The organism is Gilliamella sp. BG2 (genome assembly GCF_046635645.1).
GTDB lineage: Bacteria > Pseudomonadota > Gammaproteobacteria > Enterobacterales > Orbaceae > Gilliamella > Gilliamella bombi.
This window is the reverse complement of record NZ_JBIDFF010000039.1, coordinates 1-11,675: the sequence shown is the minus strand read 5'-3', so window position 1 is coordinate 11,675 and position 11,675 is coordinate 1. Positions and strand designations below refer to the sequence as shown.

13 protein-coding genes are annotated in these 11,675 nt (G+C 32.1%); 9 read left to right on the top strand and 4 right to left on the bottom strand.

The genetic code is table 11. From position 1 onward, the window contains the following. Positions 1 to 89: 89 nt before the first annotated feature. Positions 90 to 251, bottom strand: coding sequence for a hypothetical protein (locus tag ACGH6Q_RS11265; protein ID WP_411592848.1), 162 nt, complete (start codon positions 249 to 251; stop codon positions 90 to 92). Between the two features lie 82 nt (positions 252 to 333). Here ACGH6Q_RS11265 and ACGH6Q_RS11260 point away from each other — a divergent pair, with 82 nt between their 5' ends. Beyond that, a complete protein-coding gene (locus tag ACGH6Q_RS11260) occupies positions 334 to 1,458 on the top strand; it encodes a hypothetical protein (RefSeq protein ID WP_411592847.1) in 1,125 nt (374 codons plus the stop codon). A gap of 67 nt (positions 1,459 to 1,525) precedes the next feature. Here ACGH6Q_RS11260 and fliT read toward each other — a convergent pair whose 3' ends face one another. From fliT to fliD, 3 genes are read right to left on the bottom strand one after another with little or no spacing between them, the layout of a single operon-like run. Next, entirely contained in the window at positions 1,526 to 1,873 is a 348-nt protein-coding gene (gene fliT, locus ACGH6Q_RS11255; RefSeq protein ID WP_085164715.1) for a flagellar protein FliT, read from the bottom strand. A 12-nt stretch (positions 1,874 to 1,885) separates the two neighbouring features. Then, positions 1,886 to 2,266: a flagellar export chaperone FliS gene (fliS, locus tag ACGH6Q_RS11250; RefSeq protein WP_034909484.1), complete on the bottom strand. Its 381-nt coding sequence runs from the start codon at positions 2,264 to 2,266 to the stop codon at positions 1,886 to 1,888. 9 nt (positions 2,267 to 2,275) lie between these two features. Next, positions 2,276 to 3,709, bottom strand: a complete 1,434-nt coding sequence (gene fliD, locus ACGH6Q_RS11245; RefSeq protein ID WP_411592846.1) for a flagellar filament capping protein FliD — start codon at positions 3,707 to 3,709, stop codon at positions 2,276 to 2,278. 328 nt (positions 3,710 to 4,037) lie between these two features. Here fliD and ACGH6Q_RS11240 point away from each other — a divergent pair, with 328 nt between their 5' ends. From ACGH6Q_RS11240 to flgL, 8 genes are all read left to right on the top strand, one after another. Beyond that, positions 4,038 to 4,850: a flagellin gene (locus ACGH6Q_RS11240; RefSeq protein WP_065609921.1), complete on the top strand. Its 813-nt coding sequence runs from the start codon at positions 4,038 to 4,040 to the stop codon at positions 4,848 to 4,850. Positions 4,851 to 5,032: 182 nt separating this feature from the next. Continuing rightward, on the top strand, positions 5,033 to 5,749 hold the full coding sequence (locus tag ACGH6Q_RS11235) for an RNA polymerase sigma factor FliA (RefSeq protein ID WP_065590621.1): 717 nt from the start codon (positions 5,033 to 5,035) through the stop codon (positions 5,747 to 5,749). A gap of 181 nt (positions 5,750 to 5,930) precedes the next feature. After that, entirely contained in the window at positions 5,931 to 6,260 is a 330-nt protein-coding gene (gene flhD, locus ACGH6Q_RS11230) for a flagellar transcriptional regulator FlhD (RefSeq protein WP_034909475.1), read from the top strand. Positions 6,261 to 6,273: 13 nt separating this feature from the next. Beyond that, on the top strand, positions 6,274 to 6,882 hold the full coding sequence (gene flhC, locus ACGH6Q_RS11225) for a flagellar transcriptional regulator FlhC (protein ID WP_296317772.1): 609 nt from the start codon (positions 6,274 to 6,276) through the stop codon (positions 6,880 to 6,882). Between the two features lie 51 nt (positions 6,883 to 6,933). Further along, complete coding sequence (motA, locus tag ACGH6Q_RS11220) at positions 6,934 to 7,821, top strand: flagellar motor stator protein MotA (protein ID WP_065590619.1); 888 nt, start codon at positions 6,934 to 6,936, stop codon at positions 7,819 to 7,821. After that, positions 7,821 to 8,714: a flagellar motor protein MotB gene (gene motB, locus ACGH6Q_RS11215; protein WP_065590618.1), complete on the top strand. Its 894-nt coding sequence runs from the start codon at positions 7,821 to 7,823 to the stop codon at positions 8,712 to 8,714. Before motA ends, motB begins: the two co-directional genes overlap by 1 nt. A 142-nt stretch (positions 8,715 to 8,856) precedes the next feature. Beyond that, positions 8,857 to 10,500 carry a flagellar hook-associated protein FlgK gene (gene flgK, locus ACGH6Q_RS11210; protein WP_065590617.1) on the top strand — a complete coding sequence of 548 codons (1,644 nt, stop codon included), beginning with the start codon at positions 8,857 to 8,859 and terminating at the stop codon, positions 10,498 to 10,500. 14 nt (positions 10,501 to 10,514) lie between these two features. Continuing rightward, positions 10,515 to 11,471, top strand: coding sequence for a flagellar hook-associated protein FlgL (gene flgL, locus ACGH6Q_RS11205; RefSeq protein ID WP_085164723.1), 957 nt, complete (start codon positions 10,515 to 10,517; stop codon positions 11,469 to 11,471). Positions 11,472 to 11,675: the final 204 nt, after the last annotated feature.

Genomic DNA, 11,675 nt, shown 5'->3' with positions numbered 1-11,675 from the left:
CTGTTAGCATTGTTCTTGGCATGATGAATCGAGTTATGGTTGTTTTTGACAGAATTATTATAACTCACATCATGCCGCCTAAAAAATAATCACGAAAGATCAACACGCCCTATTAATTCTGGTCTAAATGCGATAATCAACTCATCACACGATTCAAGTTTAAAATAAGCATCGGTCATATTTTTGATGCTTGTTGCCCTACTAAATATATTATTTTTGTTATCAACTGATGGCTCAGAAAACTTTACCATTTTTACTGTACTATTAAAAAAAATAACGACATAATGCCGTCATTTAATAAAAACAACCAATGAAATGTATTAAAAATCCAAAATGATAACACTAAAAAAAACCAATATTTCTTTAAATGAACAGCATCTCAATTACCCAACATTAGGGCAACTCATTGTTCTGACAACATCGCTTGATGGTTTTTCTATAACTGAGGCTATTTGTTATCAAGAGAAGCTTGTTATTGCTGCTAATTTTTATCCGCAAAACGGGGATGATTATAAAGTTATATATGTCGTAATTGATCTGGATAAAAAAAACACGCATTATTATCATGAATCAGATGGCATTACCCCCCATTTTTTTGTCAGCCCTACTGGTAAGGATTATGTGTCTATTACTGTGTACCATCCAGATAAAGATTTAGAAATTATGCTCCCATTATTTGATAGAGAAAATATCATCTATCCAAAGCCCAAACGCCCTATTGTCGGCGATTTTAAGGGGATATGTCATGATTTTTCTATTTTCCATTATGTTGATCTTTTTTCAGAGACAAAACCAGATAAATTGATTGCAGTTGAATTTAAAAATGATGATATAAAAAAAACCTATACCAATAAAATTCCGCTTCCAAAACATAACAAACTTTTTATTGATTCTTTGAATAATCAAATACATCTACTTGCTTGTGTTGACAATGGTTGGTTACATCGTCAAATTGATGAAATGGGGAGCGATTTACAATCAAGAAATATAAACATAGGAAAACGTTTTTATCTAACTTGCGTATTGAATTTAAGTTTTACTTATACATCAAGTATCTTAGGTATTGATGAAAAAGGTAAGTTTTATTTAATCAATATTTCACCCGAAGGAAAAATAGAACAAAATTTATTGTTTGATATGGAAAGGCTAATTTATTCTATTTGGGAACCGATAAAAGTTGCTGCAGAAACGTTTGTTATTCGATTCACTGATGAAATCGGTAATGGTTGGATTACAATTCAAAATAATCAGGTGATCGAAGCCTTTTATCAAGAAACCGTAGGTTGTTATATAAACTTGCACACAAAAGAAGTTTTTAAATTATCTACAAAAGAATTAATCATTAGTGAGATCGTCAAAACCAAAGATGCCAATTATACTGTTGTTTTTTACGGAAAAGAAGAAGACAATCACTCAAAAAACAAAGAGTTAATTATTTTAAATCGCAATATTGATTAAGGCTGTTTAACGGAATGCTTGGTTGGTTCCTATCGATGAATAAGATTCAAACAAAGCATCCACAGACTTACATTATACAGGCAATTTTTTGATAGCTACCAATTTTAGTTTGATAATCGGCATGCTTACCAATCAACTCTCTAAGCTGAGAATGACGAGTAATCATTAATTGGGTTAACTGCTGCTGATAGCTAAGTATATTTTTGATATACATTCTAATCATGTCTTGATGTTGCAATGGTAAGTTTTCAATTTTTGCAAAATCATCAACCAACATAATACCTTTCGATAATTGAAGGTATTTTGCCTGCCAACTCAACAATAAGTCCCATTTTTCATTCTGTGCATTAACCAACATTTGTTCCACAACATAGTTGAATTGTTCGTATTGTTCTAATAAGTTATTTCCTTGCATAATCATCCTTTTTTACTTAGCTATCTCACGCCACGACTCAGCAATATTGTTAAGTAAATCGAAACAAGTCTGTAATTTTTCTTGATCATTATGTAAATTAGCCAATAACAATTGTTGGCTAATATAGTGATATAAACGATCTAAATTTTCGGCAATTTCACCGCCTTTTTCTAAATCTAGACAGCTTTTAAGACCATTATCAACAATATTAATCGCTTTAGAAATTGCGTTACCTTTACCAACAATATTGCCTTTTTGAATATATAAGCTAGCCAATTTAATGGCGTTAAGTGCACCATCAAATAATAAGACAATCAATTGATGGGGAGACGCTTGACTAATACGTGTTTCTAAATTCACTTGCTCGTAAGCATGAGATCCCATTTTATACATTACTATTCTCTATTTTTTTAAATTTGCCATCATATCAAATTGGGTAGTTAAATAATTACTCATACTATCTAATGAGTTGATTAAAATATCCAATTTAGTAAATTGAACTCGGTAACGCTCAATAGTTTGCTCAATAGAACTGCTTACTTGTTCATGCCGTTTATCTAATGATTTTAAGGTAGAATTTAAGCCATTGGTTGCTGAATCAATCATGCCATCACTATCAATAAACCCTTTCACTTTGGAAAAAATTTCATTAGCAATACCCGTTGTTTTACCATCACCAGTAAATAATATTGCCACCGCTTCACTGTTTTCACTGAGTGCTTTTTGTAGCTCGCTTTCTTTAATCGTTAACATGCCATTTTTGTCCATGTTAATGCCGATTTGAGCTAAAACAGAAAATTCTCCGTCTTGCCCTTTGGCAAATATTGAGCGGATACTTTGATCTATATTACGTAATGTTGAATCCCCAATAAGTGGACCATTATTGCTATTTAGTTCTTTTGAATTTGTCTCTTCTGCGGTGAATTTTGTTAATGTTGATATTGTTGTTTGTAATTGATTAAATGCCTCGACCCATTCTTTAATGGCTTCTTCCACTTTTTCATTATCCGCTGTTATAGCAAGATTCTGACTAATTGTTGTGGTCTGTTTTAATGTAATATCCACACCTTGAACCACATCTTTAACAGTATTAGAATTACTAGTTATGGCAATACCATTAAACGAAAATTTAGCATCTTGCGCTTTTGCAACTTCATTCATATGACTATTGCTAGGTTGATTAATATCAAATCCAATAACATTATTTAACATTTCGTCATCTGATGAAATAGAAGTAATGCTTTGTTGTTCACCTGTTTCTTTCGATGTGATGACTAATTGATAACCATCTGCTCCAGAACGAATAATGGCAGCATTCATTGTTGAAGGGCTGGTTGTTCCATCTTCATTAGTAACTTTGGCATTATTAATGGCATTTGCTATTGATTGCAAAGATGTCTCATCCTGAGATAAGGTTACATCAAGTTTTTGACCATTAGCTTGTTCAATCGTAATAGTTCGCGTTTGGTTATCATTACCTAACTTAGCATTTTTATCATTGATCGTCGATGTAGCAATACCATGAGATGTCGCTAATTGATCAACTGTCACTGTATAATTACCTAATGCTGCTTTGCTATTTGCTTTTACCGAAAAATAATTGTCATTTCCTGTTGCTATTCGGCTTTGAAAAAGCTCTTTTTTTTGAAGTTTTTCCGTTGCAGTATTAAATGTTGTTAATGCACTTTTTAATTTACCAAAACCACTAATTTTCGCATTAATTGCTTTTTGTTGCGTTGTAATTGGGGTTAAACGTGTTTTTTCAGCCACTTCTAGTTGATCTAAAATACCATTAAGATCGATTCCAGAACCAATGCCTAATGCGCTCATTGCCATGATTTAATCTACCTATAACAATTATTCAATATTGTTTATATCGGCTGACAATTAAAAAAATTTAGTCTTCTTTTAAATATTTATTTAATAAATTGATAACAATCTATTTTTTTGAATAAAAAATCATTGGGAAATTTTAAAAAAAATAACACTATGATTTATTTAATAATATTATTTTAATTTGCAACTAAACTGCTACTATAAAAAAATAATCATCAAAAATATTAAAGTTCCCTGTTTTGTTACCGATAAGTTATTTGTCAGCAAGAATATTGAATTAAATTTAAATATCTTGTTGATTTTAATATTTATATTATTGGAGATAAAAATGGCACAAGTAATTAATACAAATACAATGTCTTTAATGGCAAAAAATAACCTTAACAATTCTCAAAGCGTTCTTAGTACTTCTATTGAGCGCCTTTCATCAGGTATGCGTATTAATAGCGCTAAAGATGATGCAGCAGGTCAAGCAATTGCTAACCGTTTTTCATCAAACATCAAAGGATTAACACAAGCTGCTCGTAATGCAAATGATGGTATTTCACTTGCACAAACTACTGAAGGTGCATTAAACGAAATCAACAACAACGTACAACGTATTCGTGAATTAACTGTTCAAGCGGCAAATGGTACCAACTCTGAAAGTGATTTAGTATCAATTCAAAATGAAATTGATCAACGTCTAGATGAGATTGATCGTGTTTCTAACCAAACTGATTTCAATGGTTCTAAAGTATTATCTGAAGATAAAACTCTTAAAATTCAAGTAGGTGCAAATGACGGCGAAACCATTGAAATCAATTTGAAAAAAATTGATAGCACTGAACTTGGTTTAAATGGATTTAACGTATCTGATTCACCAACAGAAGATCCATTAAAAACAATTGATACTGCATTATCAAAAATTGATGCATTAAGAGGGCAACTAGGTGCGGTGCAAAATCGTTTCGAATCAACAGTAACCAACATTAACAATACTGTAAATAACCTAAGTTCTGCACGTAGCCGTATTGAAGATGCGGATTATGCAACAGAAGTATCAAACATGACTCGTGGTCAAATTTTACAACAAGCAGGTACATCTGTATTAGCACAAGCGAACCAAGTACCTCAATCTGTACTTTCTTTATTACAATAATTCTATTTTGATTTTTAGTTATTTTAACTCTGTCATATAGTCATGATAGCCATAACGGCATTTTATAATGCGGTTATGGCTAATAATGATAATTAGCTATTTTTTAGCCCTTTATTCAACCCATTAAATTTGCTAACCATCGTCATAATAATGTTAGATATTTTTTTAACATTGGTTCAAAAATGGATGATAGCTTATATAACTCACGCGGTGTAATTCACCAAATCGATTGGCAGCAATATATTCATTTGGTGCGTAATGAAGCTTTAAAATTAGCTGTCCGTTTACCAGCAACGGTCGAACTTGATGATTTATTACAAGTTGGCTATATCGGTTTATTAGACACTATAAAACGTTATGACTCATCTCAAGGCAGCGCTTTTGCTACATTTGCCATACCAAGAATTAAAGGAGCAATGCTTGATGAACTACGTAGCCGTGATTGGTTACCAAGACAAACTCGTAAAAAAATTAGAGATGTTACAACTGCAATTAATGAATTAGAACAGAAGTTAGGTGCACCCCCTAGTGATTATCAAATTGCTAAATACTTAGAATTACCTATAAGCGAATACCGAAAAATTTTATTAGATTCAAATAATAGCCAAATATGTTCGTATGATGAAATTCATAAAAAACTGGGTGATAACATTGATACCATTATTAAATGTGATGAAGATAATAATCCTTTTTCAGCGCTAATAGATGAGGAAATTCGTAACACAATTATTCAACAAATAGAAAGACTACCAGAAAAGGAAAAACTTGTTTTATCACTTTATTACCAAGAAGATCTCAATTTAAAAGAGATTGGTAAAGTAATGAATATCAGTGAATCAAGAGTAAGCCAATTACATAGCCAAGCGATCAAAAGAATACAAAGTAAAGTTAATTTTTAGAAAATATAAAAAGGCAATTAAAATAAAGTGTAATTAAAAGAAAAAATAATTGAAATTATTTTTTTATTGACCTTTTGCATTTAAAAATGTAATTTTAAGCAAAAAAAAACTAATACTATTTAATTTTACTAGTTATTCGTTTTTTTATGCGAAACAAAACAAATATGAATTGGTGACTAAATTGGGAAATTTATTAGATGACGATATTCTTAAATGTATACATCATTTGAATCTATCAACACTACTATTAAGCCAGAAAATGATTGAAAAAGATAAAGTTATGGCAATGTATCGATTAGGTATTGACGAAGAAACTGCTGACATACTTAGCCGTTTAAACACATCTCAAATGTTGATTCTATCAGAAACAAATCAATTAACTTTTCAGTTACGATTTGAAAATGCTGAAATGATGAAAAAACTTACTGAAGAATCTCGCATTGGTGATATTAAACAGATGCATACAGGAATTCTTTTATCAAGTTTGCTATTAGATTCAATCAATAAGTAGCTAAGGAACTAAGATGACAAGTACAAGTATTATTCAAAAATATGAGGAAACTCAACTCGCTATCAAATTGATTTCCCTAGGTGGAAGAATTCAAATGCTGGAAAGTGAAACCAACTTAAGTCGAAATAAACTTATCAAGCTTTATAAAGAGATTCAAGGTTGTCCTCCACCTAAAGGTCTATTACCATTTTCAACCTCGTGGTTTATGACATGGGAACCTAATATCCATGCGAGTATTTTTTATAACGCATACTCTTATTTAGTTAAAAATGGTCTAAAATCAGGCATTCAAACTATCTTAAAAGCTTATCAACTTTATTTAGAGCAATGCCAATTTTCATCACATAAGGATAAACCTGTTTTAGGTTTAACCAGAGCGTGGATATTAGTCAAATTTGTCGAAAAGAAAATAATGCAACAATCATGTTGTAACACATGTTGTGGACGTTTTATTACACACGCTTATCATCCGCAAAATACTTTTACTTGCAGTTTATGTCAGCCTCCATCAAGGGCAGATAAGAATAATAAAACACAAAAAGAAAACGACGAAAAATGCATGAAAGTGTTATCGAAACCAAGTTATTTAAATTTATCAGTTGCCAAACAGATCACTGCTTAAATAAATATTAAAGCAATTCAGCCGTTATTTTATGGAGAAAGAAGAAAGTCAATGCTAATAGTTATAGGATATATCGTAGTGATCGCTTCGGCGCTACTTGGCTATGTACTCAGTGGTGGTTATTTAGCCGTACTATTTCAGCCACTCGAATTGCTAATTATTGGTGGTGCTGCTATAGGCGCTTTTATTGTTAGTAATGAACAAAAAACAATAAAAGCCACACTTAAGTCTTTAGGTCAATTGTTTAAAACATCCAAATATAATAAGAATCTATATTTAACACTCATTAATTTTATGTATACCATTTTGACGAAGATTCGCCAAAGTGGAGGGCTATCCATTGAATCAGATATTGATAATCCGCATGAAAGTGAATTATTTAAACAATATCCACTTATTTTAGCTAATCCAAGAATTTGTGATTTTATCACTGATTACTTACGTCTTATGATTAGTGGCAATATGGATGTATTTGAAATAGAAACACTGATGAGTGAAGAAATTGAAACATTTGTCCACGAACTTGAAAAACCTGTAGATGCCATTTCAGGAATTGGTGATGGCCTACCTGCATTTGGGATCGTCGCTGCTGTAATGGGCGTAATTAATACACTTGCTCAAGCTGATAGACCAGCAAGTGAACTCGGTGAGCTTATCGCTCATGCTATGGTAGGAACTTTTTTAGGAATTTTGCTTGCTTATGGTTTTGTTTCGCCATTAGCTGCTTTATTAAAACAAAGAAACGCCGATACAGTGAAAGTTCTAGAATGTACCAAAGTAATACTTATTGCCAGCATGCATGATTATGCGCCACAAATTTGTATTGAATTTGGGCGAAAAACGTTATTTTCTCATGAAAGGCCATCATTCTTTGAATTAGAAAAATACATACAAGAAGTTAAAGACAAAAAATCTAATCCAAATGAAAATAAAGAATAATGAAAGATAAATCTGTAAGAATAATTATAAAGAAAAAATCAGGGCATGGTGGTGGACATCATGGCGGTTCGTGGAAAATCGCTTATGCCGACTTTATGACCGCAATGATGGCGTTATTTTTAGTCATGTGGTTAATTTCTACATCTACCCCTCAAGAATTGAAAGGGATTGCTGAATACTTTAGAACCCCTTTAATTCTTGGCTACAATGGTGGTAAAAATATTAGCGATAGTGAAAGTCCGATTCCTGGTGGTGGTGATGATGTTAGTAAACAACTTGGTGAAGAAAAGAGCTATCATTCTACCCTATCACAGAATGAAGTTGAGAAACAGCAACTTGAAAAAATACAGATGATTGAAGCGGCACGTAAAATTTATGATATTTTTGAAATTGATGAACGTCTAAAGAAATTAGCTCCTAATCTTATTATTGAATTAACTGAAATGGGGTTACGGATTCAAATTTTAGCTTCAGATGATAAACCCATGTTTGATGTTGGTAGTACAACCATTGATCCTAATATGCAAGAAATTCTGCATGCATTAGCGCCGATTATCAATTCCTTACCAAATAAAATCACTTTGTCAGGCCATACTGATGAACGCCAATATACAACAGGTGATAGAGGATATAGCAATTGGGAACTATCTGCAGATAGAGCTAATTCGTCAAGAAGAGAGCTTATAGCTGGTGGGTTAGACTCAAATAAAATTATTCGAATTATTGCACTTGCCGATACAGTGAATTTAAACAATCCTAACTATAGTAAAGATGCTAATCGCCGTATCAGTATCTTAATTTTGAATAAAATAGCACAGCAGTATATTGAAGAAGAAAATAACATGACCGGAACCGATTTTTTAAGACAATCACAACGGACTAAATCAGAATAAATTCATTTTTGAAAAAATGAATTTATTTGAAAACTTTTTTAAAACACGCATAACAATTATTAAAGTTTTGTGAATTTAACCCGATATAAAAAAGACTTATTTTAATTGATATTATGAACTCAAACTATATTGAGAGGATTTTATGGCGAATTCATTAATGAATACTGGTATTAGTGGGTTAAATGCAGCACAAAATATGCTGAATGTAATAAGTAATAATATTAGTAATGCTCATACAACTGGTTACAATCGTCAACAACAAATTTTACGCCAAGCAAATGGAACTCAGCATAGTTTTGGGTTTGTCGGTAACGGTGTTTGTGTATCATCTGTTAATCGCGCTTTTAATAATTTTGTTGTAGGACAACTGCGACAATCACAATCACAAAATGGTTCTATCAAGGCTTATTATAATGAATTATCTAAAGTAGATAATCTGTTAGCAGAGAATGACAATAGTATTTCATCTCAAATCAATAATCTTTTTGCCAGTTTAAATAAACTTGCATCAAATGCTAGTGATGCATCGACAAAACAAACTGTTATTAGTGATCTGACATCTTTAACTAGCCAATTTAATAAAACAGAAACAAATTTAAAGAACCAAATTGCCAACGTTAATACTGAATTAAATAGTAATGTTGATAAAGTTAATACCTATACTCAACAAATTGCCGAACTTAATCAAAAAATATCACAACTACAGTCGGTAGGCGGTGGAAATGAACCTAATGCATTACTTGACCAACGCGATCAGTTAGTCAATGAATTAAGCGAAATCATTGGCATTACCGTTACTGAACAAAATGGACAATATAATCTTTCGCTCGCTAATGGTTTAAATTTAGTTCAAGGCTCTTCTATTAACTTATTATCAGTACAACCTTCAACAGATGATCCTTCTTTAAATACTATTATTTATACTCACCCTTCAGGTGCAACACAAGAATTGACAAGCCAAAACATTACATCAGGTACGTTACACGGCTTATTAACCTTTCGTGATGGACCATTAACCGAAGCCCGCAATCAACTAGGCTTAATTGCATTAAATTTAGCAGAACGTTTTAATGAAGTGCATATGTCGGGTATTGATATTAATGGTAATCAAGGTGAAAAGTTGTTTGATTACAATCATCCTAGTTGTGTCACAAATACTAAAAACCAAGGTAATGCTTCAGCCAAAATTGAGTTTAATGCTTTGAATGAAGTAAAAGCTTCTGATTATAAAATAGAATTTGATGGTAATAATTGGATCGCCACAAGATTATCTGATCATCAGCTAATTACTCCTGAAATCAAAGATGGTAAATTGTTTTTTGATGGACTGACCATTGAGATAAGTGGTAATGCGGTTAATGGAGATTCGTTTATCATAAAACCTGTTGCCGATATTGCTTCGTCATTACAACTGCTAGTGAAAGATGTAAATAAACTAGCAACAGGTATTAACGATGAAGAAAATGGTGCTGGTGATAATCGCAATGTAACCAAATTATTAGAAATCCAACATGAAAAACTTGTTAATGGTACAACAACATTAAAAAGTGCTTATACCCGCTTAACTAACTATATTGGTAGTGAAACTCAAACAGCAAAAATTTCTGCTCAATCAAGCAAAAATATAACTCAGCAAATTTATGAACAAAATCAATCGATTTCAGGGGTTAATATTGAAGAAGAGTATATCTCTATGCAGGTTTATATGCAGTATTACCAAGCAAATGCCAAAGTGATTGATGCGGCAACAACACTATTTGATACCATTTTAGGTTTAACTAAATGATTAAAGGATAAAAAATGCGCCTTAGCACAAACTCAATTTATCAAAAAAACTTAAACAGTATTTTAAACACCAACAGCAAATGGCAAAAATCAGGGTTGCATTTGGCAACAGGTAAAAAGATTTTAACTCCTTCTGATGATCCAATGGGAGCTTCACAATCATTAATAATAAAGCAAGCGCAAGCACAAAATGAACAGTTTCAAGCAACACGCGAAAATGCCGATAAATCACTTAGTCGCCAAGATACGATCTTATCGGAAGCCAATACTGTTATCCAAGCAATTCAGGAAACATTGGTCTATGCATCAAATGAAACCTTAAATGAAGAAAATAGACTCGATCTTGCTAATAAATTACAAAGTTTGAAAGATCAACTTTTATCATTAGCTAATGCAAAAGACACTAATGGTAACTATCTTTTTGCTGGTAAGAAAAACGATACACCTCCTTTTGTTATGAATGAATCAGGTGAAGTGAGTTACGTAGGCGGTACAACTTCTATCAATGTATTAATCGATGACTCGCGAGAAATATCGCTAAGTTTTACAGGTATTCAAGTATTTATGACTGGCTCAAATGTTAAAGAATCTGATGGTTCACCAGCAGAAAGTAACATATTTGCAAGTATTGATTATGCAATTGAGGCATTAAAAATAGATCTAGATTATGATAATGATGATACCGTTGAACAATTTAGATCTGGATTATCAAAAGCACGTCATGGAGTAGACAATTCTTTTAATAATATTTCGACACTTAGAGCAGAAGGTGGCTCGGTATTATCAGAAATTGACAGATTAACCACATTGGGTAAAACATTAGATATTGAATTTCAAACTCAAATCAGCCAACTTGAAGATGTCGATTGGTACGAAGCCATTTCAGAATATGTAATGCTACAAGCTAATTTACAAGCTGCACAATATACCTTTATGACTATGCAAAGTATGTCACTGTTTCAAATGAAATAAGCATTGCATGCTGATTTGTGCAACGTGATTTTACCCCCCTAAAATAATTCATCCCCTATAGGAGGCTTAACGTGGATCGGCTACACTAAATCATACAACTTTTTTAAGGGGTAAGGTAAACTTATCCCAACTAAAAAAGGAACAAATATGAATAAGATTAAACGCAAAAGACGAACATTCACAGATGATTTTAAACAGCAAATG